Consider the following 26,109-nt stretch of genomic DNA (forward strand, 5'->3'; position numbering starts at 1 on the left):
ACTTACATTGCAATACTTATAAAATCAGTTTTTATTGTTAATTAAATATAATCATTCATATGATACAATAAACCTGTATTAACTTAAGCCCAAATAGAAAAAAATTAATATGGGTGACCTAACCAGTTTTGAGAACTTATTTGAAACACCAGAAGGGGAGATGATTCTAAAGAAACGTATGGCTGAGCTTTTAAAGGCTTTAACGCTAGACTTCCCAACTCAGGGTGGACAGACCGCCTTGGCAGATGAAATTGGAATTAAACAGTCGGCGCTTTCTGGATACTTGAATCCTGAAAAAAAAGATTCTAGGATGACAAGCAAGGACACTGACGCTTTAATCGTCAAGTACCTAAAAAAAACTAAAAGTTCAAAATGGAGCCTTCAAGAACTTTACAACTTTTTAGAATCTGGAGATTCATTTGAGACGTTTTCGGCTAAGTTAGAGCGTCAAAATTTATCAAAGGAGAACCTTACCGCAAAAAACCTTGTTGATTTTTTGAGTCCAGAAGAACAGGTTGAAGCGGTTCAATATATCTTCAATAGACTTAAAGAGACGGTTTCCAATGTAAGAAAAGTGGTCGGTAATGCTTGATCTCGATATTAATCTACCTTTGTTTTTATAATTACTGTTTCTTATAATAATGTATGTGATATGGTAATCCCATGTCAACTTAAATCCAAATACAAAAGTAATTAATTATGAGTGACCTAACCAGTTTTGAGAAATTTATTTGTCCCCCTGAGGGGAAGATAATTCTAAAGAAGCGTATGGCTTAGCTTTTAAAGGCTTGCATCAAAGCCTTTAAAAGCTAAATGGGGGCAAACCGCCTTGGCAGATGCAATTGCGATCAAACAGTCATCGCTTTGATAACACTGAGAAAAAGGATTCTATGAGCCTTTGATACATAAGAGTATAATTTATTTATTGATTATTTTTAAAGTTTGTTATATTGTAAATAAATGATAGTACTTAAAACGTGAACACCACAAGAGGATTAAGTATGGAACCCCTAACAGTGATCGTAACGCCTAAGGTTATCGAACTATTCTTTAACGAATTTGTTAAATCTGGTGCTGGAGAACTTGGGAAGAAAACAGTCGGTGGAGCGATCAGCATAGTAAAAAATATGAGTGACAAAATTAAAGCCAAATCTCAAGGAACCGAACGGGCAGAAAAAGCCTTAACGGAAGTTGACCAACAGGGTAATTCAAAGACACTAGACAAAGTTACTAAACATCTAGACCTTATCAACCGAGATTAAATCGTTCAAGCTATCTCTTTCGTTGCTACACATAACCCTTACATCATACTGTGGACTTGATTTGTGATGGTTAATGTCAATCTAAAAATGTACCCAATCAAACAAACACATGGAAACGCAACAAGTCACCAGCCAACCTGCTAACCTCTCTAATCAATCAACTACAATGGTTAGCCTATTAAGCCCAATCAGCTACTCTCTAGCTGCGGTAATCGTCCTTGCTGGTTTAGGTGCTTTTCTCCGTCAACTATTTCATCTTGGTAAATAGCCATGAGTGCCATTGCGATCTCCTATTGGTTAAGCGCATAGGCGATCGCAATTAGCTATATAGCAGTCCTAAAATGATTTGTGAGAAAGTAGAAGTTAGAAAAAAATTTTTAGAGAAGAAGGTAATATCAAAAGAACTGCAAGAATTTATCGAGGTAAATTGAGATGCAAGAGAATTCAAGAGAAGTGTATCGGTACAAATGGATCTCGAAGTAAGCATCGAGATACCAAAGATGTTTTGGGATTGGATTCGGGATATATCAGATCTCAACTCATTTAGGATTTCTATAGACGATAAAACAATCAAAAAATTAGCAAAAAAAAGGGGCGCTTAGCGCCCCTTTTTTTATTGTGCAGTTGTTGGTAAGACTGCTACTGATTTTGCATTTGGTGCTTTAGCTTGAAGAAACTGGGTTTCTTTTACGGCTTGATTTGAGAGGGAGAAGAGAGGGTTAGAAGCAATACCAGCGATCGCTGTGAAGATCAGCGTAAAGACGATCGCAGCTTGGAGAGGCTTCATACCTACTTGAGTCCATGTAATTGCTGGATAGTTCTTGACAGAAGCAGACATTTCTTGAGGCTCCTTAACTACCATCATCTTAACGACGCGGATATAGTAGTAGAGAGAAACCACACTCATGACTAGAGCCAGTAAGACCAATCCGTAGGCTTGAGCTTGCCAACCTGCCCAGAAAATGTAGAGCTTACCAAAGAAACCAGCGAGGGGAGGAATACCACCGAGGGAGAGGAGACATACACTCAAAGCGAGGGTCAGCAAAGGATCTTTTTGGTATAAGCCACTGTATTCACTGATTTGATCAGTTCCTGTGCGGGAAGCAAACAGAATCATGCAAGCGAATGCTCCCATGTTCATGAACAGATACAGGATCAAGTAAAACACCATGCTGGCGTAACCTGCTTCGGAATCGATCGCCATGCCGAGCATCACAAAACCTGCTTGACCGATAGAGGAGTAAGCCAACATCCGCTTCATGCTGGTTTGGGCGATCGCTACCACGTTGCCCAAGACCATACTCAAAACGGTCAATACGACAAAGACGTAATGCCATTGGAGAGAAGCCAGAGGAAACGCAGTAATCAAAAATCTGAGCGCTAGACCAAACCCAGCGACTTTAGAGCCAATCGATAAAAAGGCAACTACAGGCGTTGGTGAACCTTCGTAAACGTCAGGAGTCCATTGGTGGAAAGGTACTGCGGAGAGCTTAAAGGAAACGCCCGCAATCACAAATACCATTGAGATGATTAGAGCCGTGTTGCTAACGGTAATCTTTGAGGCGATCGCGGATAAAGAGGTTTCGCCGCCCGAAAGTCCGTAGAGCAAGGACATCCCGTAAAGGAAAATCGCCGAGCTTGCCGCACCGACTAATAAATATTTGAGTGCCGCTTCATTGGAGCGTGGATCGCGTTTGGTGTAACCCGACAGCAAGTAAGACGAAATACTCAGGGTTTCAAGGGAGACAAATACCATCACCATTTCGTCGGAGCCAGTGAGGAACATGCCGCCGAGGGTAGCACTGAGCAAAATGACTAGATACTCGCCAACTACTACGCCTGACTGCTCTAGATAACGGATCGAAACGAGGATCGTAAATAGAGCCGATAGGGCAATAATGGCGCGAAAAATAATGCTGAGTTTGTCACTATTAAAACTGCCCAAAAAGGCGATCGGATTTTCTAAGCCCGTCCATTGCCACACAAGGGCGGCTGTGGATGCGACTAAACCAGCGATCGCAATATTAGGAAGAACATTTGCCGACTTGCGCCCTGATGCAATCAGATCGACGACTAGCACGAGTACCAATGTCCCAATGACAATGAGTTCTGGCAAGATCGCGCCACTATTGAGTAGAGCATTGAGACTTGCTGTATCCATACTTAATTTATGTGTTGTTTCTATGGCAATTGTATAGCAAAACTTGAAGCCCCTCTAATTTCTTGTTTTCTCTCTCTATAGCAAAGAAATCGAACTAGAATCAGGGTTTTACAGCTTCTAAGAAGCTCTCAATGAGCTATTGAGTTTGTTATTAGTTTATACAAGCCATATTATAGATTGAATACTATGATTTTTTTAAAAATAATAGTCATTACACTATAAAAACTGATTGTGATGGCGCACCGTAGCTGCACCATCACAACCAGTTTTTAGGAAACAGTTAGCGATGTCGCAATACCTGAATTTCTAGGCAACCTTCCTCAAACTCTATCAGGCTAGTGTTTGGTTTTACCGCCTTTGGCGGTAAAACCAAACTATGCTTGGCGATCGCGTTGAGACTTTGCGGAGCCTTTCGCTGAGGTGTTAGCTGAACTATTTGCTGAATTTGCAAAGGGTTGCAAATTCCAACCAAACACCATAAAGCTTTTGTGCTTGCGTTGCATCTGACGCAGGATCTTGACCACTTCCATCAAATCTTCGCGGTTGTCTGGAGGTTTCTTGGTGCGTAGCCTTGCAAAGGGCAACAGCACGCCAAATTGAGCAGCAGCATTGCAAAAGGAATTAAGCATTGCGCGTTCGGGGGCATGGACTCCGATGGTTGCCTCGCCTACCTGAATCAAACAGCCTTTATCACTGCCTGTCGCCTCACGGGTAACGCGATCAATCGTCAGCGAACAACGCATCGTGATGTAGTCCGACACCGCCACAGGATCGGAGAAACTCACATTCCAATCGTGGCTCAGTGCATCAAGCCTTGAGCAGAGCATCAACCAAACTGTAAAAAATTCGGAATAATTTTGGCGATCTCCTTCACTGCAAGAACTACTCTGGGTGGCAATACCAAACGAGCGAGCCTTAGATGCTGACAGCAACAAAATGGGAGCGGAAGCATCAGAAACATGAGTCATAGTCAAAACCAAAAAACTCTTTGAATAATGTACATTTATCAAAGAGATCTGTCACCTGTCATTTATGACTAGAAATAGGCAAAATCCAGCAAAAAATTGTTTTCTTTGATTTAGGCTAGCTTTCTGATGGAATTACTTGCAAAACTGACTTTGGTAACAGCTTGTCTTTGAACCAAACTGTTAATGCTGGAGTATCGCTTACCTTCACACCCGCTTTTTCGAGATTTAGCCGCTCGGAAATTGCCAAAATCAAATTTTCACAATTAGCCTGTCGTACTTGCGAAAACTTTTTACGTAAATATTCAGGTCGCCAATAGCCAACAATCTCTAATAAATAACTGCGTCCGTCAGGATGCACTAACCGAAAATCAGGAATCATCACGCTTCCAGGAATCGGAATTAAATCCACTTCTCTTTCTAATTTCCACTCCGTTTTTAAATCTGCCCATTTCTCCGCAAAGGATGCCTCAAGCGCACTATCATACATTTTCCCCGCAGGATAATGGCTAACTAACCCACATTCCGAATCAAGGGTAAATAAACCTTTACGCTTTTGTTTAGAATAGGTATCTTTTTCAACGAGCGTGGCTTGCAGACTCCATTTTGTGACATGGAGTAAAGCAGGGAGAAGCTTAGCGATCGCTAGTCCATAGCGTGTACTTGTGCCAAATAAACTGGTCGCACCATCCACAGTAATCGTAAAGCCATAATCCACATCCCCTTCGATATAGGACATTAATTGAAATAGCTTGAGATAGCGAAAGAGCAGCTTATATTCCCCAGGGTCATTGCGATGCACATTCAGCGTCATGTGACTAGCGCGATAAAAAATACCTTGTACTTGCGAGAGATTATAGCGATGGATGAGGTCTTCAGTAGTTGGCGTATCAAATTGCGTTAGAATCCGATTCTCCATGAGATCTGCATAAAGTCCTTGGGTGATTTGAGAAGGTAGCACTTCGCGATTAAGTTCTTGAGTGAGCTTATCTGCAAGCTTTGCTAACATTTCGCTAGTAGCTTGTTGACTAGGAATGACTTGAGCCGAAAGTTCAAAGACGCGGCGGCGCAATTCCTGCGGTTCTAATGGACTAATAATTTCAAAGGTGCTAAAGCTGGATTTGAGAATATGCGCTAATCCCCTCTTCACGCGATAATCGGGCGTGTCACCTTCTAGTTCTTGCAATTGGCGATCGAGTTCACTCTGAGGCTGCCCCTTGCAACTTTCAAAAATAGCAATTAATTCCGTAGCGATCGCCTGATGCTGATCATCCAATTTCAATCTTTTGGGAATGACAGTTTCGCCATTCATTCGGTGCATCAAGAGATCGCTAGGGAGCATAGATATTTTATGGAAACTCTAATGTGAAAGCAGCATATTTATAATCATGAATTCAGATTCTATATTAAATATCTTCTAAAGCTACCAAATCTAGAAACTCTAGAAACCTAAGCCAATAAGTTAGAGGTGTGCGACTTCGCGGCACTGGTCAGTAAAGGAGTGAGGGTTAAAATAAAGGGTGTGACCAAAATTTGATGTAGCAATTAGAGAGAGAAACCATAACGATTGATTTTAGACCAGAATTGCTGCCAACGCCCCTTGGTATAAGACAAAGATCTAAGGCTCAAAACTACAGAAGCACCCCAATCTTTCCATTTCATGCCAGAACAGCCCAGTCGAGCCTTGATAATAACTTTGCAAGCAGCTTCGGTGATCCCCGAGCCGATGGGTAGATTGGAGGAAATGGCTTCAATATAGAGCATCTGGTGATGATGATTGCGAAAATAAGTAATAGCATCTTGAAGCCCTTGAAGAATCGATTGAGAAACACGCTTGGGTTGAATAGTTTGCATTTCTGTGAGTATCCTTGATGCTGCACCAACTTCATGTTTAAGGCTGTGACAACGATTATCCATCCAAGCTTTTTGAGCCTGTTCATCGCGTGGATAAATCGCCTTAGCTGCTTTGTCTAAGTACTGGGTGGCATGGTAAAAGTCCAATGTTTGGGTATCGGTTACAGTATTCAGAAAAGCCCAGTTTTCGGGAGCACCATCGGCTAAACCTTGATAATGCGCGTTGGGATACAATTGTTTGACAGTCTCAACTTCCCGTCGCAGTCGTCCTAAAAAGGGGTAAGACCTCATGCGGGCTTAGGCAAGAATAAGACTCCAGCTATGGCGATTGGTCTATATCATCGTCCGCTTTCCATGTTGGAGTTGCTCTCATTACGAGGCTTTACTTCTCTCACGGGTTAACTGACCAGTGCCCGACTTCGCCGCACACCTCTAACTTATTGGCTCCATAACATCTAAGTAGCTGGTCATAATTAAAACCCAAAAAGCTGTGGTGCACGCGCAGCATGCGCCACAGCTTTTTGGGTTTTATATTTAATTGCGCCCAAGTACTTAATCTTTAGGTAAAAAGGGATTATGTATTGAGATTTGTCAAAAAAAGAATGACCCTACTTAACTTGATTAAATAGCGGTCATTCTTTTTTATGCTGACAGTACTTTAGTTCTTTTAGCTAGCCTTAGCAGCTTTTTTCTTGAAAGCACGTTTCCCTAAAACACCTGAGGCTACAAACATACCAATCAGCATTCCGGGGACAGGTGCTGGCTTAGAATCAATAGGAGGATTGACAATAACTTCTGGAGGCATTTTAGAGCCTCTTAATCCAGTCATATCATTGAGACACTCCAAAATTAAAGTAGCAACATAATTACCATCTGGAACTAAATTTCGATCAAATTTAAATCCAAATGTATTACTTCCGGAAAATCCGAAATTACTTCCTTCAAAACCTGCATTTGCTAATTCTGAAGCATTGAGTAGATTGATATCACCAATTTTATTGCCCGAAGCAATCACATTCGGATAAAAGAAACTACTGGATGGATAGCTATAGTAAGGGTCATTCCAAGCAAATTCACCAGTTGTTGGATCAAGACCTGTTCTAGCTTTTACTGTGTTACGGTTAGAATCTGGATTCCAGTAACCCGCATTTGAGCCTACGACACTTTTTGCTCGAACATTAGCATAGATGCCTAGCGCGGCAGCAGCAGAGTCATTGTTTGCTGCAAACTTAATCGCAAATAGACTTGATGAATTGCTAGCGTTCACAAAGTTGCTATTACCAAAATCAAAGAAAAAATCACCATATCCAATGTTTTGATTAGAAACTTGATAACCTCCATAATATGGCCCTGTAAATAAGCCATTGATGGGAAGATTTCCATTGATGGCAACCCAAACATAGCTGTTATCTACTTTGACTGCTGTTCCACCGAGATTAAATATACTAGAATTCCCAACAGCGAGACTGTCATAGCTTGGGTCAGATGCATAGTTCCAATTGTTGTAAAGATTCCCAGCGTTGACACTATCTGATTTTAAAAGAGTAAACCCTACATTTAGAGTTCCTAGTAAAATGAGCGGCTTAATTAGCCATTTGCCCATTGTATATAAACTTGTAAATCTTCTCATTTTTATTTACTCAGTAAATATTGAGAATATACGATCTAAAAATCCCTTAAGTCACTAGAAAACCATCCTGATTTGTACGTTATTTGTGCGGTTGATTGCACGCTTAACAGCTAGTCATTTATGATTTGCTTAGTTACATCAATTTGTGCTGAAATATACAGCTAAGTGAAAATAGTCGGTTAATAGGTATAGACGAGTGACGGTAAGAAACAGGCAAAAGCTTTTTAGACTAACAAAAATCGGACATCAGCTAGTTAAAGAAGCATTAAAAGACTACGATTCAATTAATTGGTTTTGCGAAATACATAGAAAATGTATTCGTCGCCAGACTTTTACCAATTTCTACAATGGTGACGGGGTAAAGCGAGAGACTGCTGAGACTTACTGTGATGTGTTAAAGATCCCGAACTGGCGTGAAAAGTGGGACACAATTTTTGAGCTTTTACCTGTAGCGATTGCCGATTGGAGTGTTTATGATGATCGCTGGGTGGGGCGCAAAAAATTAGTGAGCGACTTAACCAAGAAAATTCGTAATAACTGTCGATTACTTCTATTACTAGGGATTACGGGGATTGGGAAGACGGCTTTAGCTGAAAAAATTGCTGATGACATTCAATCACGATTTGGCAAAATTTTGCGGGTGAATTTTGATAGCGATGATCATCCAAGGGACTTTGTGGGAGTAGCAAGTCGTTGGTTAGAAGAATTAGGTGAGAGTCTATTACTCGAAGATAAACAACCAATGGCAATATTAAAGAGATTGATGAATCAGTTGCGAGAGGAGCGTATTCTAGTTTTAGTTGACTCTCTAGAAGCACTATTAACCGAAAATGAAGATGGCTGGGGGGATTTTGAGGATGAATGGTGGACAAAATTTTTTGCATATTTTTTAGCGATCGCCTCTTCTCAAAGCACATTGATTATCACTTCTCAAGATCTTCCAACTAAAATCCAAAGTTTAGCTTCGCGCTATCCTAATATCTATCATCGTGAGATTTTGCATGGGTTACTTGATGATGAACAAGTTGCTCTATTTGAGAAAGTTGGTTTGGACATGAGTTTGACATCAGCAGATAGACCAATCTTGATGCGAATCGGAAAAATATATCATGGACATCCATTGATGCTCAGAGTATTGAGTGGCGAAATCGTTGAGTCTTTTGCTAGTAATGCTCGTGCTTTTTGGGGAAATGTAGGAGAGGAAATCGAGTTAGTTGAAAAGCATTTGGCTGAAGCTGAGGCGGGGGCTAAATTAGAAAGTGCGAATGATGATTGGAAATTACATAAATTGACACGTAGAATTTGGATGAAGGTTTATCGGCGTAGGCTCGATGAGGTTTTTAAACGGTTGAAACGACAAAATGCAGATGCCTATCTCTTGATTTGTGTAGCAGCAATCTATCGTCGTCCTGTGCAGGAGAGTGGTTGGTTATTGCAGCTAGATAGCTATATCCAACGCTTAAGGAATGAGGTTTATAGTAAAGAGCGACAACTACAAGTATTAGAGGATTTGTTTGGACGTTTTTTAGTGGAGACATCCATTAACCATAATGATCGCCGCCTTCTAGGAATGCACAACTTGATTCGGAGTGTGGCTCTAGAACATCGTCAAGAGTTATTTGCCGAATTTGGATAGAGGCTCATTATGAATTTGACCGCAGGACAGAAACTTTATGCTGCTTTAGAAATTGATACAAGGCTTGTTCCTCTCGATCGCCTTAATGCTTATAATGCGATCGCCTATTTCTTGACCGTTGAGGATGAGCCACCAGAGCAAGCAAAAAATCTCGAAAGAGTGGATCGCTATTTACAAGCTTTTCATCATCTTTGCGAAATGTCAGAATGGCAAAAGGCAGGACAGATTCTATCATTTTGCCCAATATCAAAGGAATTACACGATCAGTTAAGAATTTGGGGATACTATCGAGAACAGATTGGGCTATATCAAGATCTTTTGGGAAAGGTAAGTCCAGAGCAAGATTTGGTCTGTCTGAATGGATTGGGACGAGCTTTTTATAATCTCAGTGATTTTGATAAATCTTGGGGTTATTATCAACAGCAACTACAACTCTCTCGTCAAGTCAATAACCGCAAAACAGAAGCACAAGCGATCGGTGGTTTGGGTGATATCCAACATATGAGACAGAATTATTCTGAGGCGATCGCCTTGTTTCAGCAACAGTTAGATATTGCTCGTAAAATAGGCGATCGAAAACAAGAAGGTTATGCTTTGACTAGTTTGGGATGTGCTCTATATAATTTTGGGCTGACTCGAAACAAACAAAATTATCATCAAAACGGATTGAATTATCTGCAAGAATCGTTAGGGATTGCTCAAGAACTTCAAGATCCAGAAATGGAAAGCTTCTGTCTTACCAATGTTAGAAGAGCATATTTTGATCGTGGTCAATACGATCAAGTATTGATATTTATCCAACAGCAACTGGATATTTGCGACAAAACCAATGATAAGCGTGGTAGATACTTTGCCTTAGAAGATTTGGGTCAATGCTACAGTATGCTCAGAAAATATGATCAAGCTCTTTGCTATGCTAAAGAAGCTTTGAGTATTGTCCGTGAATTTGGTGATAAGTTTTACGAGAGCTGCACTCTCAATAACTTGGGTGTAATTTATTGTTATAAATTGCATCGCTATCAGGAAGCTCTTTCATACTTTGAGAAATCATTGGAGATATTACAGAAAACTGATAGTCAAGAACGAATTGCCTTAATTGTAGTGAATATATTCAATTGTCATTGTTTTCTAAAAAATAAAGAGCAATCAGATTTCTATCTCAATAGGGCTAAGTTGTTTATGGCAAAATCCGATTCTTTAGAAGATAAGGGACTAGTGACAATGGCGATCGCCAATGCCTATTGGGGACGTAATGAGTTTTGGTACAAGGCATGGGGAATTGTTTTAGTGATCAAAGGTCTTCTCATGATGCCCCCTTGGCGTAGTGTTAATGGAAGGCTTGCAATGGAAGTAACAATTAAACAAATATTTGGCTTAGCAAATTAGATAATCCTAAAAAAGAAAGGATTTATTGTGGTGAGGATGGGCGGCGCGAAGCGCCGCCCATCCTCACCTATTAAGTGAAATTAAAACTACTAATTTTGCAAAATATTGATGGAATATATCTATGGTTTAAGTGATTTCCTTCACGATCGCTTTACCAATTTCTAAGGAAGAAGTAGCTGCGGGAGATGGGGCATTACAAATATGGACAGAATTTCGATCTTTAATGATTAAAAAATCATCAACTAATTGTCCATTCGGTTTGAGGGCTTGGGCACGTACACCTGAATGCGTTGGGACTAAATCCTCTGCTTTTACTTCAGGAATTAGTTGCTGAAGACTATGGACAAATGCAGCTTTACTAAAAGAACGAATGATTTCTTGAATACCATCTCTCGAATACTTTGATGCTAGCTTCCAAAATCCAGAATAGGAAAAAATTTCGGCAGCATCTTGAAAATCAAAATCCATTTTTTGATATCCCTCACGTTTGAGGCTAAGGACGGCATTTGGTCCAGCATGGACAGTACCATCAATCATTTTGGTAAAATGAACACCTAAAAAAGGAAAATTAGGATTAGGAACAGGATAAATAAGAGTTTTTACTAAGTAGCGCTTTTCTGGCTTTAACTCGTAATATTCGCCACGAAAAGGAATAATTTGTGCCTGTGGATCAACATGATCTAATTTGGCTAGGCGATCGCTTTGTAGTCCACCACAATTGATCAGCATTCGAGTTACAAAAGTTCCTGCATTTGTAACAATCTCTTTGCCTCCAGAAATATCTCTGATCTGTGTAACTTGAGCATTGAGTAAGATTTCAGCCCCTTTATCCTGAATTAGTTCGACTAGCTTGGTACATACTTGGCGGTAGTTGACAATCCCTGTAGAAAATACACGTAGCCCCGCAACACAATTTACATAGGGTTCAATTTCTCTAACTTCTTCAGCACTGATTTTTGTTACTTTAAGTCCATTGGCAAGACCCCGTTGATACAGATTTTCAAGTAACTGCAACTCTTGGGGATGGGTCGCGACAATTACCTTGCCACATATTTCGTGAGCAATATCATATTTCTGGCAAAACGCCGTCATAGAGGTATTACCATCACGACAGAATTTAGCTTTAAAACTATCTGGTTTATAGTAAATACCAGAATGAATCACCCCGCTATTATTGCCTGTTTGGTGTAGCGACCATTGGTTTTCTTTTTCTAAAATCAACAGTTTGGCATGAGGATGTTGCTGACTCAAAGTCATTGCCGTTGCAAGACCAACAATTCCACCACCTATAATAATGAAGTCATACATGATACATTCCTCTTTGCTTAGTCTTGTGTTGCCTTAGCCATTTAAGTAGCTAAAAGCTGTGACGTACGCTGCGCGTGCGCCACAGCTTTTGATTCTGCTACTTAAATGCTATTAAACGATTAACTACAGGCTAATTTCTTTCAAATTAATGTCTTTCAAAACTTTACCTTTAAGCGTTACCAACAAACTCAGCATTATGACAGAGTGATCCATTTTAGGTTTTTAGGAGTTGATTAGGAGTAACAATGATTCGATATTTGCCCCTTGTTGTGGGGATAGTGGGTGGATTGGCGCTATTAGCTAATCGGATGGTGACGGCAAATCTTACCTCTAGTCAGTCACGGGCTGATGCCTTGGGAATTTTATTAAGCGCAGTTTTGATTTTGATTGGTTTGCTATGGCAGCAAGTACAACCAAAACCACCCGATGCCGTAACTTTAGTAGGGGAAGAAGGTTTTGAAATTGAAGAAAAGTTGTCAGAGGCAGTTAAGACAGAATTAGCTTGGGCTTCGCATATTTTGCTAACTAACACAGTTACCAAAGTGGTCACTGTTTATTACGATCGCCAAACTATCCTCCGTAGAGGGATTTTAGGCAAAAGCAAACAAGTCAATATTGGCACGATCGCGCAAAGGGTGATGAAAACCCAAAAGCCTGTATATCTGGTCAAATTAGAGCTTTATCCTGGACGAGTGGAGTTTGACTATTTACCCGAAAATACTCAGGGCGTAATCGTGCAACCTCTGGGCGAAAAAGGAGTCATGGTATTAGGCGCTAATGCCCCCCGTAGTTATACAAAACAGGATGAAAATTGGGTAACAGCGATCGCCGATAAACTTGCTTACAATCTCGACAAATCTCAGTAGTTGGGTTAGTTTGCAACAATCCAACATAAACACCATCTACTTACTACAACCATGCTAAATCGTATTTTTGCAACCATTACCATTTCTGCATTACTGACAACTGCGGCACTACTGCCATCATTAAGCTTAAATAAGGCGATCGCTCAAGTTCCGCAAGAGAGTAGTGAAACAAAGAAGCCAACCGAATCAGTCTCACCTGTAATTTCATCAGAAAAGCGTGAATTGATTAAAGAACTGTTGGAAATTACTGAATCAAGTAAAAATGCCAACCAAATTATGGACGCGATGGTACGGGCAGAATTACCAAAGCTAGTATCAACAATTTTGAAAACCGTACCTGCTCTAGGTAATGATCGCCCCGAAGTACAGAAACAATTTAATGACATCGTGTCGCGGATGGCGATCAAATATCGCGATCGCGTACTGAAAAAGATTGATCTCAATCAGTTGGTGGAGCAAGTTTCCTATCCTATCTATGACAAGTATTTTACGGAGTCAGAACTGCGCGATATCATTGGTTTTTACAAATCCTCAACAGGTAAAAAAGCAATTAGTGTCTTGCCACAGATTGCAGTTGATTCGATGAGCCGCACTAACGATATCCTGTTGCCCAAACTATCAAGCATCATGACCGAAATCATTACTGAAGAGCTATTGAACGCTTTACCAAAGGCAAAGTGAACTTTGTAAACCTACTTTGTATGTCTGAACCAATTCAATTTACGCTTATACTGTAATGCTGACGGCGTTTACTCGCCTTCGCAATTTTTTAACCTTTAAACCTATTTCAACCGTTACATTCAGCAAATACGCATGGCAATTTTAGATCGGCAAGGTCGTTTATTTGGCAAATTTAGCATTTTGGACATCGGCGCGATCGCCACAATCCTGATCGTCCTCATCGGCTTATTCGTTGTCCCCGGTAATAGCGGCAGTTCGATCGCCCAAATGTTATCTGCCGAAAACAAAACTGTCCAAGTAGACATGAATGTACGTGGTTTGAGTGCAACTAATCCCCAAAATCTGATCAAGATTGGCGACAAAGTAAATATCATCATTCGTAACCAGCCACGGGGCGAAGTCACCATTAAAAAAGTCAGCATCTCCACCCCTCAAGTTGTTGCCGCCAAAGCCGATGGTTCTCCAGTTTTATTTGATGATCCCCGTGCGGTGTCCACATCCCAGTCTGACCTAGCCCTCACCCTTGAAGCTACCGCTAGAGTCACCAATGATGGTGTTGTATTTGGTAATGAAAAGGTCAAGGTTGGCACATCCATTGATATTGAAGGCCCCAAATATTTGATTCGTGGTAGCGCAATGGCAGTAAGGTATTGATTTTTTAATTACGAATTACGAATTACCGATTACTAATTACATAACAATGCAACCCCCATTCCCCCAAGGTTTTGTTCTTAAAGGTCGCTATGCTATCCGCTCAACGATTGGACAGGGTGGTATGGGGCGCACTTATCTAGCGCAAGACCTAGAGCGCTTTAACGAAACCTGTGTTCTCAAAGAATTTATTCCTCCCCAAGATTCCCTAGAGGTATCCGAAAAAGCGAAGGAATTGTTTCGGCGTGAAGCTACGGTACTATATCAAATTCGCCATCCCCAAGTACCAGAGTTTCGCGCTACCTTTGAGTCAGAGGGAAGGCTACTCCTAGTTCAAGACTATGTAGAAGGTAAAAATTATCGCAATTTGCTCCTTGAGCGATTAAAAGCAGGTCAAACCTTTTCCGAAAATGAAATTTTTGCCTTGATGCAGCAGCTTTTGCCAGTGTTGAGCTATCTGCATAGTCACAACATCATTCACCGCGATATTTCTCCTGAAAACCTGATGTTGCGATCGCAGGACAATTTACCTGTGCTAATTGATTTTGGCGTTGTCCAAGAAACTAATGCCAAACTCAATTCCCAAATGGGTATACCTGCATCAACAGTGGCAGGTAAAGCAGGCTATGCACCACCAGAACAATTACAGTCGGGCAATGCCTATGCCAATAGCGATCTCTATGCCCTTGCGGTAACTTCCATCGTGTTAATGACGGGAAGGGAACCCTCAGAACTATTTGATAGCATCAATCTGGCGTGGAATTGGCAACAGTTTACCAATGTTAACCCTGCCTTTGCGAGAGTAATCAATCAAATGCTGAGCTACAAACCCACCAACCGCTATCGATCGGCAGATGAGGTGATGCAGGCTCTACAGGTTGCCCAAGCTTCTTTCTCAGGGGCAAAGACCTATGCAGTCGGGCGGGCAGTACCATCGAATGTTGCAGCGACAATTCCGCAAAGAACTGTAGTGGCGGGAGCAAATAACCGCAATCCTGCCAATTATGGAGCTAGCAACCCCAATCGCGTTAATGAATCTAGTAATGGTGGTGGTGTGAACTGGTTTGTCGGAGTTCTGATCATTTTAGTTGCAGGGATTGGCTCATGGGCAGTTACTTCCTTCTTTTTTAGTCGCAATCGTCTTACACCCAATCCGACGGAAACAGCAATTACTTCGCCAACTAGCGCCGCAAGCGATCCAACTGTTACTAATATCAAGCTTGATCTCAATGATAACGAAGGCATAAATCGCAAATCTATTAGCGATAAGATTGTGGCAGGTAAAATTGTGAATGTTCGCCTTACTGGAGAAAGAGACGACTTTTTGACCGTATCTCTTACCAATGGCGACAATTTGCAAATGACCATTGAAAGTGCAGATCAGGTCAGCTTAGATAATGCAGCTAAAGATAATAAAACAGGGTATTGGGAAGGTAAATTGCCCAAATCTGGAACTTACTACATCAAGATCAAAACTACTAGCTCTCAAGAAACTACCTACAATCTAGAGGTAACTCGCAAAGTTACCCCTAAACCACAACCAACACCAACCAAAACGCCCACATCAACACCTACAGTCAAACCTAGCGCCACAGCTACACCTACAGAATCACCCACAATTAGCCCATCAGCTGATCCTTCCAATAGTCCTAGAGCTACGGAATCCCCAAGATTCCCTCCTTCACCCACTCCTAGTTCTACTGAACCAACGCGATCGCCATCGCCAGTTCCTAATCCTATCGAACCCGCACCCGAACCACGGCAACCCATCTCTACCCCTAAAAATCCCAATACTTTTTAGTTCTACCCCCTTCCCAGTGAAAGATTAGACATTGCGGCGCTTCGCGCCGCAATGTCTAATCTTTCACTGGGCTAATCATTTAGCACTACCTTAAATTCATGCAAACCGTAGAAATTAAATTCCAAAAGCTACATCCTGATGCACAGGTTCCCAGCTATGCCCATATTGGCGATGCTGGGGCTGATGTCTATTCCGTCGTTGAAGTCACTCTGCAACAAGGCGATCGCGCCGCTATTCCCACGGGTTTAGCCGTAGATATTCCCCTTGGTTATGAGATCCAAGTGCGCCCTAAAAGTGGATTAGCGCTCAAACATGGTATTGCCGTTCTTAATTCCCCTGGTACTGTTGATGCGGGCTATCGTGGCGAAATTCAAGTAATTGTGATTAATTTGGGTAAGAAAGCCTATACCTTTGCTAAGGGACAAAAAATCGCTCAGTTGGTCTTGAAACCAGTAATTCAAGCTCAATATATCGAGGGAGAATTAGGAACAAGCGATCGCGGATCTGGTGGATTTGGTAGTACAGGTCTAACTTAAGTTTTTGCTAATTTTTACATGGTTCCCCCAGAATCAGGTAATTTAAGGGTCTATGCTTCTGGATTTTTAAACGCAATTCTATGGCACAAATGAAGACAAGGGGCTTTAGCCCCTTGTCTTCATTTGTGCGCTAAACCGATCGCTTGTTGAATGTTATCTAAACCATGAGCATCTAGGTTAGCTACTAAGCCTTGCAAAATCTGCTTAACGACTAAAGGTCCTTCATAAATTAAACCTGTGTAAACCTGCACGATCGCCGCACCAGCCGTAATCTTTTGCCAAGCATCCTCTGCTGTAAAAATGCCGCCTACACCAATGATCGGCAAATTACCATTTGTGGTTTTCCAGATGAGATTAATGACTGCCAAAGAGCGATCACGTACAGGCTGACCACTGATGCCGCCTGCCTCTTCAGTCACAGGTTTACCTGTCATTGACAGATGTGTAGTTGTGAGATTTTGGCGAGAAATCGTTGTATTCGTGGCGATGATTCCAGCCACACCATAGGACTGACTAGCTTTAACAACTTCGATAATGTCCGCGTCATTCAAGTCAGGGGCAATTTTTACGAGAATGGGTTTATTCGCACTATTAATTGGTTGTAATTCCGCCAGAATTCCGCATAACTGCTCAGTAGCTTGTAGATCCCGTAAATTGGGCGTATTGGGTGAACTCACATTAACCACAAAGTAATCGCCGAACTCATAGAGCGATCGCAAACTTTCGGCATAGTCAAATTTCGCATCGGCAAGTTCGGTAACTTTGGACTTACCGAGATTAATACCGAGGGGAATGCTAAGTTTATGATTTGCTAAATAATTTTGGAGGTCGATCGCTGTAGCGGCTGCACCACGATTATTGAAGCCCATGCGATTTAGTACGGCGCGATCGCTCGGTAAGCGAAATAATCTTGGTTGGGGGTTGCCTGACTGTCCCTTTGCAGTAATTGTCCCTACTTCTGCAAAACCAAAGCCTAGATTTTCCCATGCCCCGATCGCTTCAGCATTTTTATCAAAACCTGCGGCTAAACCTACAGGATTATCAAATTTTAAGTTCCATAGGGTTTGTGATAGCCGTGCATCGCTATAGTAAAAGGTGGACTTGGCGATCGCTTGGAGTATTGAGGATTCACTAATGCGACGACAAGAGGCGATCGCTAGATGATGGGCAGCTTCAGGATTGAGCGAAAATAGAAGGGGACGTACCCCATATTGATAAGCAAGGTTTAGCATAGATTACGAGTTTCATCATTAGTATGTTCTGATTGACAAGACATACTAAATTTCACAATTAAATTTCATAGCAGAGAGTACATTTTCCTATGGTATGGCAACTACTGACAGCACCGCTTGATGGTTTACTCTGGATTGCAGAACAAATCGAAGAACGGGCAACTACAGAATTAGAAAAAACTGAAAATCTTCAAAAACGGCTTACCACTTTACAGCTTCGCTTCGATCTTGGTGATATTAGTGAAGAAGATTTTATGGCGCAGGAACAAGAGATTTTAGAAGCAATGGAAGCAGAAATGGATGAGAAAGAACAAGAGCAATAACATATAGCGTATACCAATCTAGTGAAGTAGATGGTTGTGTTCCCGCCGAAGGCGGGAACACAACTAATTGCTCCCAGCTACCTATTACATGTGTTATTACTTAACGAAACGTTAGTTCGGCGAAAGCGAAAAATGGTAAAAATCGCTAAGCGGTTTTTACCATTTTTCGCCATTTGCGCGGCGCTTCGCGCCGCGCAAATGGCGTTATATAACTCACGTCAACGCAATTTATCTCTTGAAAAACTTATGGAAGTCAGTGAACTAATCAACAGCTACCATTCAGGTCGCCGCAACTTTGCGGGAGTCAATCTTAGCAAAACTGATATGAATGGAATTGATTTAAGCCATGCCGATCTCAGTGGAGCGAATCTCAGTGAATCCAGTCTCTATGGCGCAAACTTAAGCAATGCTAAACTCAATGGGGCAGACCTCAATGGGGCAAAGCTTTATCGCGCTACGCTCATTAGTGCAAATTTTAGTGGTGCTGATTTAGGGGAAGCTGACCTCAGTGAAGCAAATCTCAGTGAGGCAAAGCTATATGGTGTGAATTTATATAAAGCTATTTTGAGTAAGGCAAAACTACCCCGTGCCAAGCTGATTGGAGCAAATATGGGCAAAACCAAGCTAAATCGTGCAGATCTCAGTGAGGCTATGCTCAGGGATGCCCGTTTGTTTGGCGCTAACCTCATTGAGGCAATATTACAACGGGCGGATATGAGTCGCTGTAGTCTCAATGGTGCAAATTTGAATAAGGCAACTATTTCAGAAGTGGATTTAACTTTTGCCAGTCTATATGGGGCAAGCCTCTGTGATGCTGATTTGAGCGAATCTGACTTAACTAGCGCGAATTTACAAGGTTCTGATCTCACCCGTGTCAATTTTTACAAGGCGAATTTAAGTAAGGCTAAACTTGCCGATGCTGTCACCGATGCAATGCAAACCCAAGAGGCAAATTTATCAGGTATTATCTGGACTTAAACATCTTAAAGACATGCGGTGTATATCTTTAAAGATGAACCTAATCATAAAAATCAATAATGAATAACTTGCCATCAATTCTTCCCTTTATCCAAGAACTAACTCAACAAGTAGGCGATCGCTTGCTTGCCGATTTTGAACAGGCGCGAGTGGCGATCGCTAAGGATGACGGTAGCCTTGTCACCAAAAGCGATCGCTGGGCGGATGCCTATATCAAATCAGCATTAGAAAAAGAATTTCCTGAATTTGGTGTTTTAACAGAAGAATCAACGCAAATTTTGCCCGATTGCGAATGGGCTTGGGTAGTCGATCCTCTCGATGGTACAACTAACTTTGCACGCGGAATTCCAATTTGGGGAATTTCTCTAGGCTTATTGCATTATGGTACGCCTGTATTTGGCTATGTTGCCATACCGCCATTACATCAAAATATTTACGGTTGGTCAGATGAAAATGGTTCAGCCGCTTTTTTCAACGACCAGCCGATTCACTTACCTGAAACTTCACCCGATCCTGATGCCCTCAGTAATTACTTCTTTAGCGCCTGTTCCCGCAGTCTCGAAAAAATGGGCAGATCGAAGTTCCCTTTCAAATTACGGATGTTAGGTGTCGCGAGCTATAACATTTTAACTGTTGCGATCGGTTCCACTATTGGTGCAGTGGAAGCTACTCCAAAGATTTGGGATATCGCGGCTGTATGGGTGATATTGAAAGCGATCGGTGCAATCTGGGTTCCCCTAGAAGCTTCTCAAAATATCTTTCCATTAGAACTTGGAAAAGACTATAGTAGCCGCAATTTTCCAACTTTAGTAGTGAGCCATGCTGAACTCTTGCCAATGGCTCAGGAAATAGTAGGCAGTAGAGTGGGCATTGCCCACCCTACTGCCTAGATATTGTGCAATCTGTTAGAATTGCGATAACTTAATACCGCGCTTGTACAAGCTATGGTTAACCTCACTTATCCAACTAATCGGATTCTTCCTACTGCTGAAGAATTGCCATCATCTGACGAAACGCCTGTGGATAACCAGTTACAGAATGACATCCCCAATTTACTGCTAAGTTTATTAGCCTCTATTTGGGCAGATCGTGATGATTGGTACTTTGGCGTAGATATGGGTATTTACTATAATCCTGATGAACCTGCGATCGTGCCTGATGGGTTTTTGGCAATTGGAGTAAAGCATGATACGGGGGAAAGAGGAAGGCTTAGTTATGTGCTGTGGGAAGAGCAGAACATTATGCCGATCTTTGCCCTAGAGGTTGTCTCTGAACGCTATAACAGTGAATATGAGGACAAGTTAGTCGATTACCAAGCATTAGGTATTCCCTACTATGCGATTTACAATCCCTTAAGTGGACGTAGAGGAAGATTTAAAAATAGGCAGAGATTGGAAGTTTATCGACTAATTTCTGGTAAATATGAACTTTTACCCATTGAGAATAATCGCGTTTGGCTACCAGAAATTGATTTAGCTCTCGGTTATGAACAGGGAGAACATATTGCTTGGCAGCGTGAATGGCTCTATTGGTATAACGCTTCAGGCGATCGCTACTTGACTGCTAATGAGAGAGCAGTTAATGCTGAAATCATGGCTGCTAAAGAACGGCAACAAAAGGAAAAATTAGCAGCTTATTTACGGTCAATAGGCGTAGATCCTGATGCAATTTAATTTAGTGGGGCGGCTTAGCCGCACCACTAAATTAAATTGCAGAACCTTTAGTCGCAATGCGATCGTCAAAGACAAAGCATTCACCTTGCCACAGACTCTCTTCGGGAGGAACTTCCGCTAAATATTTGAGAATTCCTCCTTTAAGATGGTAAACCTGATCAAAACCTTGAGCCAACATATAGGCACTTGCTTTCTCGCAACGGATGCCACCTGTGCAGAACATGGCGATTTTTTGCTGCTTATTAGCACTTAAATTTTCCTCGACATATTTGGGGAATTCATGAAAGAAGTCGATATTGGGATCGATCGCTCCTTTAAAAGTGCCAAACTCTACTTCGTAAATATTGCGCGTATCAATGACAATCACATCGGGATCGGCAATTAACGTATTCCAATCCTTAGGATCGACATAGGTTCCCACCTCTTTACTAGGATCGATGCCTGATACACCAAACTTTACTAGTTCCTTTTTGAGCCTTACTCGCAACTTGTTATAGGGCATAACATTGCAGTAAGTTTCCTTATGTTCCAAATTATGCAAACGCGAATCGGCGCGTAAATAGCTTAATAAAGCATCAATGCCTTCTCGACTACCTGCGATGGTAGAGTTAATTCCCTCTGATGCTAATAAAATTACTCCCTTCAGTTCATGGCGATCGCAAAAAGCGGTAATGGGCGATCGCATTTCCTTGTAATCCTCTAACTCCGCGAAATGATAGAAAGTTGCTACTACAAATTGATTTTTCTCTAGGTAGTTGCCTAGATACTTTTCCATCACAAAGTTAGTCAATTTTTCGCCTCGGCAGGATACTTGCTGCTCCTTTACTACTGCAAATCCGCGACTCTTAAAAAATGCTCTTGCTGTAATGCTCACTTCCACAAATAGGCGTTCTATCTTTAATTCTAAAGCCTTTGCCTCGATCGCGCGATATAGCCGCGTTCCCACACCACAGCGCTGATAGTCCTTATGACAAAAGAAACAGTCAATGTGCCCATTGGGTTCTAGTTGGGCAAAGCCGATAATTTCTCCTGCTTCTTCGGCAACATAGGTGAAGCTATTCGTGCAGTCTTCTGTCCAGTTGGTGAAATAGAGATCATCGGGAGCCCATGCCTTTACCTGCTCAGGTGAGTAATCACGAATATTCACCTCGCGCACAGTATCATGAAATAGCTGGGCGATGCGATCGCTATCTTGGCTTTGGAACAATCGAATTAACATAGTCTTTTTATTATCGTTTGCAATTACAACAATTTACGTTCTCACTGGTGTTACGTGGAAGCTCACACCCTCACCCCTAGCCCCTCTCCCAAAAGGGGAGAGGGGAACAAGAAACTAGTCTTACTCCCCTTCTCCCTTAATGGGAGAAGGGGCTGGGGGATGAGGGCGATATTTGTTCACGTAACATCAGTTCTCACTAGATTTGCTGTTTCTGGATCATAGCGAAATTGGTCGAGGTTCCCTTCTTTGATTTTTGTAATCACACTTTCTACTACTTCTAAAGGCACAAGAAACCATTCTCTCGGCTTTACGGGTATCCCAAAGCGATCTTGCAATTGGACATCTAGCCTAACGTGATCAAAGAACTTGTGAAGTAGAGCTTCCAATTTTTTGGGGTTAATATTGGCTAATTTAAAGGTGGTAATAATTTCCACATCTGCGAGCAAATAAGTAGGATCTTTAGGTGCATTAGCAACACGCTTTTTCACATCACCACTGGTGACACCAATTTTATGAATGATCGAGTGATTTGCGACGATAAAAGGATCATCTGATTTACTCCGCAGTACATAAATATAACCAGTTACCAAATCATCTTTTGCTGGTGTATCCGAAAATAGGGGACCTAAATCGGGTGTGGTAATACGGCGACTGGTTTTGTCCTTATTTAAGGCTCGTTGGAGCGATCGCAATAATAAATCGCTCTCTGTACCATTGTCATAAACAACCCGTAAGCGAGAGTTAGGCAGACCGTAATCGCTGGTAAACCACTTTCCCATTTCCGCGACGATCACTTTCTGACCATCGAGAATAAAGAGATCCCCTTGATTGATGGCAGCATTGTCCTGATATTTGATGGTTTGGCGTTGACCACTTTTTAAGTCTTGTTGGACTTGATCAAAGATGGGCTTAAATTCGGCAAAGTCTGCACATTGGTTTCTTTGGGCAATTTCTTCGGCAGTTTTGATTTCTTGACGCGATCGCACATGGGTCAGATGGGTAATATCTTGTGCTGGGTCAGTTTCCGCTCCAAGAGCTGCCAATAGCTCAGCATCAGTAATCTCAGCAATATCTGATTCCGAAGATTGATTAATATTATTTGCATCTAATAAGCCTCCCGCATCTAGCCCCTTCAACACTTCACGACATTCTGACGATTCGCGGAGACGATCGAGACGCACTGCATAAAGGCGTTCAAAAATATCGCGATCGCTACCATGTTGAGGCATTCTGCCTTGCTCTTCCACAAATCGCTGGATTTCCTCAAAACCAGCAATAATGCGTTCTTCTCTGGCGGAGAGTTGGTCAGTCTGATCGGTAGTAATCTCTAAGCCCAATTCTTCTAATAGGGCGAGATCATCATCAGTGGTGTATTTAGGCATCTTTTTCTCTTTCTTACTAATGTTAACCCTCACCCCCCCAGCCCCCTCTCCCATGAAGGGAGAGGGAGTAAAACTAATTTCTTGTTCCCCTCTCCCAAAGAGGGAGAGCAGGGTGGTTTCATTTTCGGGAGGCTTGTATCTCCGCCCTACAGCCTGTCTCAGAAACGAGAAAGTTAAAAAAATCTAAAATCAACCAAGATCTTACATTTTTTGCTTGTATTTCGTTCAGAGTAATGTGGCTAGAACATAGCCCCGTAGAACGTTTCCGAAAATGAAACCACCCTGCTCTCCCAAAGAGGGAGAGGGGCTAGGGGTGAGGGCTAAAGATTATGATCTTCCTTGACTTTGCGTTGCAAAAAGGCGACTCCTTCCGCCATGCGTTTTTCCCAAGGATCGGAAGCGGTGAGGGAGGGTGGTCTGCCTCTTTCCTGTTTAAACCTTAGCGCCCGTTTCGCTAAATCTCTTGCTTCTTCTAAGGTGAGGCTAATGCCTTTTGCAGCAATCACTTCGGCGATCTGCTTGAGCCTTTCTTCGGTCATGGACTTGGCGAGAATGGCGTAGGCTTCGCCAAAGGGATTGATGCGATCGATCAGATCCATGTTCAACTCGGTGACGGAGAAGGCAAACTGGCGCACACCATCAATAAGAGCCGTATTTGGGGTTGGCTCACTTTCTAGCCGATCGCTAGTTGGAGTATCTGGCTGATTTGTCGGATCAGGAAGATTGAGCAGACTGGGAGTATAGCTTCCACCTGTTTCATTGAGGGTTTTCTTGGCTTGCTGAATCATATTTAGAGCCGCGATCGCGTGTTGGCGGACGGCTTCTTGATCTTGTTCTTCGAGGATGGGAAATTTCTCTTTCACAATTTTACCCATACGGACTTGGGTTAATTCTTCGGGGACTAACTCCTCATCAAATAGACCACGCTCGATCGCCTGTTTATCTTGGACAAAAGCTGTCACTAGTTCCGTGAGATCTTCGCGACAAATCCGTTTTGCTTCCTTGCTTTTGGGTTCCGCTAATCCTTTAATTTCTAATTGTATCTGACCAGTCTCTGGGTTGAAGCCCACATTACATTTATTGGGATCGTAACCATTTTCACCATAGTCAAAGCCTTCTGTGGGTTGGTTATTGGGATTTTTAGGTTTGAAATCAAAGCGAGGCGCGAGGACTTGTTCCATTAACAAACTGGCGGCGATCGCCTTGAGGGTATCATTGACTGCTTCAGTGACGGCTTCCTCAGAGGCATCGGGTTCGGCGATGAGATTAGTAAAGCGGGCGCAGGTTTTGTTGGGTGCGTCACGGGTGGCGCGTCCGATGATCTGCACAATTTCGGTCAAGCTAGAGCGATAGCCAATCGTCAAAGCGTGTTCGCACCAAATCCAGTCAAAGCCTTCCTTTGCCATGCCGAGGGCAATAATCAGATCGACGCGATCGCGATTATTTTTATGATTAGGATCTTTGAGGGCGGCACTGACGCGATCGCGTTTACTAGGGTCATCATCGACGAGATCGGCAATTTTGAGGATCGTGCCGTCAGTGGTTTTGACTAACTGAAATCCTGTTTGCGGATCGGCTCCTTGCCATTCGCCTAGTGCTTCAATAATATGTTCTACTTCTTTTATTTTATCTTTGGTGCTTTCGCGGGAATTGACGTTAGGAATATGCAGAATTGTTTTTTCTTTGGGATTTAAGATTTGCATAATTTCATCGGTATAACTCCCAGAGTAGAAGTAATAACCGATGTCGAGTTGTTTGAGATATTGATAGCCATTAAGTTGTTCGTAGTAGGTGTAGGTAACAGTTTCAAATTTGGCTTCGTCTTGGGGATGCAGCACAGCGATCGCATCGCCACGAAAGTAAGAACCAGTCATGGCGATAATATGGGTTTTGTCTCGCGCCATCAGTTGACCGACATATTCACCCAGTTTGTTATTGGGATTTGCGGAAACATGGTGAAATTCATCAATGGCGATCAGGCGTTGATCGAAGGCTTCAATCCCAAATTTATCGACGGCAAAGCGGAAGGTGGCATGGGTACAAATTAGGACTTTGGCGGTGCTATCGAGAAATTTCTGAACAGCATTGACCTTGCCGCTATCGGTTCCCGATGCGTCGCAAAGGTTCCATTTCGGTTCGACGATCCAATCTGCCCAAAATCCAAACTGGGTGAGGGGTTCATTATGGAAGCTGGAGCCGATCGATTTTTCGGGAACGACGACGATCGCTTGTTTGAGTCCTTGATTTTCCAGCTTGTCGAGGGCGATAAACATGAGGGCGCGACTTTTGCCAGAGGCGGGGGGAGATTTGATCAGCAAATATTGTTCGCCGCGTTTTTGGTAGGCGCGTTCTTGCATGGGGCGCATACCGAGGGCATTGGGCTGGGTGGATGTGCCGTTGTGGGCGTAGGTGACGGATACGGAGGGGATGGCTTTGGGTTTACTCATTGTTTAGTTGATGGTTTCGCTGGAGTTTTCTGGCTGGTCATTTTTCTAATCCTGTACCTGATAGTTCGCGATCGCGCATATCAAAAGTAAAAAATGATATAACTTAGTTAAACTTACT

At 42.3% G+C, this 26,109-nt stretch carries 24 protein-coding genes and 1 pseudogene; 15 read left to right on the plus strand and 10 right to left on the minus strand.

Going from position 1 to position 26,109, the window contains the following annotated elements:
- Positions 1–109 precede the first annotated feature (109 nt).
- The 3 genes from NMG48_RS16575 to NMG48_RS16585 all read left to right on the plus strand — a co-directional run bounded on the left by NMG48_RS16575 (position 110) and on the right by NMG48_RS16585 (position 1,530).
- Positions 110–592, plus strand: coding sequence for a hypothetical protein (locus NMG48_RS16575; RefSeq protein WP_271252564.1), 483 nt, complete (start codon positions 110–112; stop codon positions 590–592).
- Between the two features lie 409 nt (positions 593–1,001).
- Positions 1,002–1,262, plus strand: a complete 261-nt coding sequence (locus NMG48_RS16580; protein WP_271252565.1) for a hypothetical protein — start codon at positions 1,002–1,004, stop codon at positions 1,260–1,262.
- 109 nt (positions 1,263–1,371) lie between these two features.
- A complete protein-coding gene (locus NMG48_RS16585) occupies positions 1,372–1,530 on the plus strand; it encodes a hypothetical protein (RefSeq protein WP_271252566.1) in 159 nt (52 codons plus the stop codon).
- Positions 1,531–1,875: 345 nt separating this feature from the next.
- Here NMG48_RS16585 and NMG48_RS16590 read toward each other — a convergent pair whose 3' ends face one another.
- The 4 genes from NMG48_RS16590 to NMG48_RS16605 all read right to left on the minus strand — a co-directional run bounded on the left by NMG48_RS16590 (position 1,876) and on the right by NMG48_RS16605 (position 6,533).
- Complete coding sequence (locus NMG48_RS16590) at positions 1,876–3,423, minus strand: NAD(P)H-quinone oxidoreductase subunit N (protein WP_271252567.1); 1,548 nt, start codon at positions 3,421–3,423, stop codon at positions 1,876–1,878.
- A gap of 374 nt (positions 3,424–3,797) precedes the next feature.
- Positions 3,798–4,391 carry a hypothetical protein gene (locus NMG48_RS16595; protein WP_271252568.1) on the minus strand — a complete coding sequence of 198 codons (594 nt, stop codon included), beginning with the start codon at positions 4,389–4,391 and terminating at the stop codon, positions 3,798–3,800.
- 115 nt (positions 4,392–4,506) lie between these two features.
- Complete coding sequence (locus tag NMG48_RS16600; RefSeq protein ID WP_271252569.1) at positions 4,507–5,730, minus strand: DUF790 family protein; 1,224 nt, start codon at positions 5,728–5,730, stop codon at positions 4,507–4,509.
- A 203-nt stretch (positions 5,731–5,933) separates the two neighbouring features.
- Positions 5,934–6,533 (minus strand): hypothetical protein, encoded by a 600-nt coding sequence (locus NMG48_RS16605; RefSeq protein WP_271252570.1) that lies wholly within the window; start codon positions 6,531–6,533, stop codon positions 5,934–5,936.
- On the opposite strand from NMG48_RS16605, the pseudogene NMG48_RS21845 reads away from it, so the two are divergent.
- A pseudogene (locus tag NMG48_RS21845) lies at positions 6,522–6,644 on the plus strand (IS1 family transposase); the annotation flags it as partial. The gene NMG48_RS16605 and the pseudogene NMG48_RS21845 sit on opposite strands and share 12 nt — an antisense overlap.
- 265 nt (positions 6,645–6,909) lie before the next feature.
- Here the strand turns inward: NMG48_RS21845 and NMG48_RS16610 are convergent.
- Entirely contained in the window at positions 6,910–7,872 is a 963-nt protein-coding gene (locus tag NMG48_RS16610) for an XDD3 family exosortase-dependent surface protein (protein ID WP_271252571.1), read from the minus strand.
- A gap of 196 nt (positions 7,873–8,068) precedes the next feature.
- On the opposite strand from NMG48_RS16610, the gene NMG48_RS16615 reads away from it, so the two are divergent.
- Together NMG48_RS16615 and NMG48_RS16620 are read left to right on the plus strand one after the other, a co-directional pair.
- Positions 8,069–9,508, plus strand: coding sequence for an ATP-binding protein (locus tag NMG48_RS16615; protein WP_271252572.1), 1,440 nt, complete (start codon positions 8,069–8,071; stop codon positions 9,506–9,508).
- Positions 9,509–9,517: 9 nt separating this feature from the next.
- Complete coding sequence (locus tag NMG48_RS16620) at positions 9,518–10,894, plus strand: tetratricopeptide repeat protein (protein ID WP_271252573.1); 1,377 nt, start codon at positions 9,518–9,520, stop codon at positions 10,892–10,894.
- 126 nt (positions 10,895–11,020) lie between these two features.
- Here NMG48_RS16620 and lhgO read toward each other — a convergent pair whose 3' ends face one another.
- The gene (lhgO, locus tag NMG48_RS16625; protein WP_271252574.1) at positions 11,021–12,202 is read right to left on the minus strand and encodes an L-2-hydroxyglutarate oxidase; all 1,182 of its coding nucleotides are present in this window, start codon (positions 12,200–12,202) and stop codon (positions 11,021–11,023) included.
- Between the two features lie 245 nt (positions 12,203–12,447).
- On the opposite strand from lhgO, the gene NMG48_RS16630 reads away from it, so the two are divergent.
- The 5 genes from NMG48_RS16630 to dut all read left to right on the plus strand — a co-directional run bounded on the left by NMG48_RS16630 (position 12,448) and on the right by dut (position 16,737).
- Positions 12,448–13,068 (plus strand): cofactor assembly of complex C subunit B, encoded by a 621-nt coding sequence (locus tag NMG48_RS16630; RefSeq protein ID WP_271252575.1) that lies wholly within the window; start codon positions 12,448–12,450, stop codon positions 13,066–13,068.
- Positions 13,069–13,119: 51 nt separating this feature from the next.
- Complete coding sequence (locus NMG48_RS16635; RefSeq protein ID WP_271252576.1) at positions 13,120–13,749, plus strand: DUF2059 domain-containing protein; 630 nt, start codon at positions 13,120–13,122, stop codon at positions 13,747–13,749.
- 132 nt (positions 13,750–13,881) lie between these two features.
- Complete coding sequence (locus NMG48_RS16640) at positions 13,882–14,403, plus strand: DUF4330 domain-containing protein (protein ID WP_271252577.1); 522 nt, start codon at positions 13,882–13,884, stop codon at positions 14,401–14,403.
- A gap of 46 nt (positions 14,404–14,449) precedes the next feature.
- Positions 14,450–16,201 carry a serine/threonine protein kinase gene (locus NMG48_RS16645; protein ID WP_271252578.1) on the plus strand — a complete coding sequence of 584 codons (1,752 nt, stop codon included), beginning with the start codon at positions 14,450–14,452 and terminating at the stop codon, positions 16,199–16,201.
- Positions 16,202–16,299: 98 nt separating this feature from the next.
- Positions 16,300–16,737, plus strand: a complete 438-nt coding sequence (gene dut / locus NMG48_RS16650) for a dUTP diphosphatase (protein WP_271252579.1) — start codon at positions 16,300–16,302, stop codon at positions 16,735–16,737.
- A 119-nt stretch (positions 16,738–16,856) separates the two neighbouring features.
- Here dut and NMG48_RS16655 read toward each other — a convergent pair whose 3' ends face one another.
- Positions 16,857–17,969, minus strand: a complete 1,113-nt coding sequence (locus NMG48_RS16655) for a quinone-dependent dihydroorotate dehydrogenase (RefSeq protein WP_271252580.1) — start codon at positions 17,967–17,969, stop codon at positions 16,857–16,859.
- An 89-nt stretch (positions 17,970–18,058) separates the two neighbouring features.
- Here NMG48_RS16655 and NMG48_RS16660 point away from each other — a divergent pair, with 89 nt between their 5' ends.
- The 4 genes from NMG48_RS16660 (at position 18,059) to NMG48_RS16675 (ending at position 20,943) form a co-directional block, all read left to right on the plus strand.
- On the plus strand, positions 18,059–18,292 hold the full coding sequence (locus NMG48_RS16660) for a gas vesicle protein GvpG (protein WP_271252581.1): 234 nt from the start codon (positions 18,059–18,061) through the stop codon (positions 18,290–18,292).
- A 132-nt stretch (positions 18,293–18,424) separates the two neighbouring features.
- Complete coding sequence (locus tag NMG48_RS16665) at positions 18,425–19,270, plus strand: pentapeptide repeat-containing protein (RefSeq protein ID WP_271252582.1); 846 nt, start codon at positions 18,425–18,427, stop codon at positions 19,268–19,270.
- Positions 19,271–19,329: 59 nt separating this feature from the next.
- Entirely contained in the window at positions 19,330–20,160 is an 831-nt protein-coding gene (locus tag NMG48_RS16670) for an inositol monophosphatase family protein (RefSeq protein ID WP_271252583.1), read from the plus strand.
- 54 nt (positions 20,161–20,214) lie between these two features.
- Positions 20,215–20,943, plus strand: coding sequence for a Uma2 family endonuclease (locus NMG48_RS16675; RefSeq protein WP_271252584.1), 729 nt, complete (start codon positions 20,215–20,217; stop codon positions 20,941–20,943).
- Between the two features lie 31 nt (positions 20,944–20,974).
- On the opposite strand, the gene trhO is transcribed toward NMG48_RS16675, so the two are convergent.
- The 3 genes from trhO to NMG48_RS16690 all read right to left on the minus strand — a co-directional run bounded on the left by trhO (position 20,975) and on the right by NMG48_RS16690 (position 25,991).
- Positions 20,975–22,162: an oxygen-dependent tRNA uridine(34) hydroxylase TrhO gene (gene trhO, locus NMG48_RS16680; RefSeq protein WP_271252585.1), complete on the minus strand. Its 1,188-nt coding sequence runs from the start codon at positions 22,160–22,162 to the stop codon at positions 20,975–20,977.
- Between the two features lie 176 nt (positions 22,163–22,338).
- Positions 22,339–23,544 carry a GIY-YIG nuclease family protein gene (locus tag NMG48_RS16685; RefSeq protein ID WP_271252586.1) on the minus strand — a complete coding sequence of 402 codons (1,206 nt, stop codon included), beginning with the start codon at positions 23,542–23,544 and terminating at the stop codon, positions 22,339–22,341.
- A 320-nt stretch (positions 23,545–23,864) separates the two neighbouring features.
- Positions 23,865–25,991, minus strand: coding sequence for a DEAD/DEAH box helicase (locus tag NMG48_RS16690; protein WP_271252587.1), 2,127 nt, complete (start codon positions 25,989–25,991; stop codon positions 23,865–23,867).
- Positions 25,992–26,109: the final 118 nt, after the last annotated feature.

The sequence above is a fragment of the Pseudanabaena sp. Chao 1811 genome, from assembly GCF_027942295.1.
Lineage (GTDB): Bacteria > Cyanobacteriota > Cyanobacteriia > Pseudanabaenales > Pseudanabaenaceae > Pseudanabaena.

What these genes read in the sequence shown, in the direction of transcription:
- NMG48_RS16575 (WP_271252564.1), top strand. Translation starts at nt 110, where the DNA reads ATGGGTGACCTAACCAGTTTTGAGAACTTATTTGAAACACCAGAAGGG.
- NMG48_RS16580 (WP_271252565.1), top strand. Translation starts at nt 1,002, where the DNA reads ATGGAACCCCTAACAGTGATCGTAACGCCTAAGGTTATCGAACTATTC.
- NMG48_RS16585 (WP_271252566.1), top strand. Translation starts at nt 1,372, where the DNA reads ATGGAAACGCAACAAGTCACCAGCCAACCTGCTAACCTCTCTAATCAA.
- NMG48_RS16590 (WP_271252567.1), bottom strand. Translation starts at nt 3,423, where the DNA reads ATGGATACAGCAAGTCTCAATGCTCTACTCAATAGTGGCGCGATCTTG.
- NMG48_RS16595 (WP_271252568.1), bottom strand. Translation starts at nt 4,391, where the DNA reads ATGACTCATGTTTCTGATGCTTCCGCTCCCATTTTGTTGCTGTCAGCA.
- NMG48_RS16600 (WP_271252569.1), bottom strand. Translation starts at nt 5,730, where the DNA reads ATGCTCCCTAGCGATCTCTTGATGCACCGAATGAATGGCGAAACTGTC.
- NMG48_RS16605 (WP_271252570.1), bottom strand. Translation starts at nt 6,533, where the DNA reads ATGAGGTCTTACCCCTTTTTAGGACGACTGCGACGGGAAGTTGAGACT.
- NMG48_RS16610 (WP_271252571.1), bottom strand. Translation starts at nt 7,872, where the DNA reads ATGAGAAGATTTACAAGTTTATATACAATGGGCAAATGGCTAATTAAG.
- NMG48_RS16620 (WP_271252573.1), top strand. Translation starts at nt 9,518, where the DNA reads ATGAATTTGACCGCAGGACAGAAACTTTATGCTGCTTTAGAAATTGAT.
- lhgO (WP_271252574.1), bottom strand. Translation starts at nt 12,202, where the DNA reads ATGTATGACTTCATTATTATAGGTGGTGGAATTGTTGGTCTTGCAACG.
- NMG48_RS16630 (WP_271252575.1), top strand. Translation starts at nt 12,448, where the DNA reads ATGATTCGATATTTGCCCCTTGTTGTGGGGATAGTGGGTGGATTGGCG.
- NMG48_RS16635 (WP_271252576.1), top strand. Translation starts at nt 13,120, where the DNA reads ATGCTAAATCGTATTTTTGCAACCATTACCATTTCTGCATTACTGACA.
- NMG48_RS16640 (WP_271252577.1), top strand. Translation starts at nt 13,882, where the DNA reads ATGGCAATTTTAGATCGGCAAGGTCGTTTATTTGGCAAATTTAGCATT.
- NMG48_RS16645 (WP_271252578.1), top strand. Translation starts at nt 14,450, where the DNA reads ATGCAACCCCCATTCCCCCAAGGTTTTGTTCTTAAAGGTCGCTATGCT.
- dut (WP_271252579.1), top strand. Translation starts at nt 16,300, where the DNA reads ATGCAAACCGTAGAAATTAAATTCCAAAAGCTACATCCTGATGCACAG.
- NMG48_RS16655 (WP_271252580.1), bottom strand. Translation starts at nt 17,969, where the DNA reads ATGCTAAACCTTGCTTATCAATATGGGGTACGTCCCCTTCTATTTTCG.
- NMG48_RS16660 (WP_271252581.1), top strand. Translation starts at nt 18,059, where the DNA reads ATGGTATGGCAACTACTGACAGCACCGCTTGATGGTTTACTCTGGATT.
- NMG48_RS16665 (WP_271252582.1), top strand. Translation starts at nt 18,425, where the DNA reads ATGGTAAAAATCGCTAAGCGGTTTTTACCATTTTTCGCCATTTGCGCG.
- NMG48_RS16670 (WP_271252583.1), top strand. Translation starts at nt 19,330, where the DNA reads ATGAATAACTTGCCATCAATTCTTCCCTTTATCCAAGAACTAACTCAA.
- NMG48_RS16675 (WP_271252584.1), top strand. Translation starts at nt 20,215, where the DNA reads ATGGTTAACCTCACTTATCCAACTAATCGGATTCTTCCTACTGCTGAA.
- trhO (WP_271252585.1), bottom strand. Translation starts at nt 22,162, where the DNA reads ATGTTAATTCGATTGTTCCAAAGCCAAGATAGCGATCGCATCGCCCAG.
- NMG48_RS16685 (WP_271252586.1), bottom strand. Translation starts at nt 23,544, where the DNA reads ATGCCTAAATACACCACTGATGATGATCTCGCCCTATTAGAAGAATTG.
- NMG48_RS16690 (WP_271252587.1), bottom strand. Translation starts at nt 25,991, where the DNA reads ATGAGTAAACCCAAAGCCATCCCCTCCGTATCCGTCACCTACGCCCAC.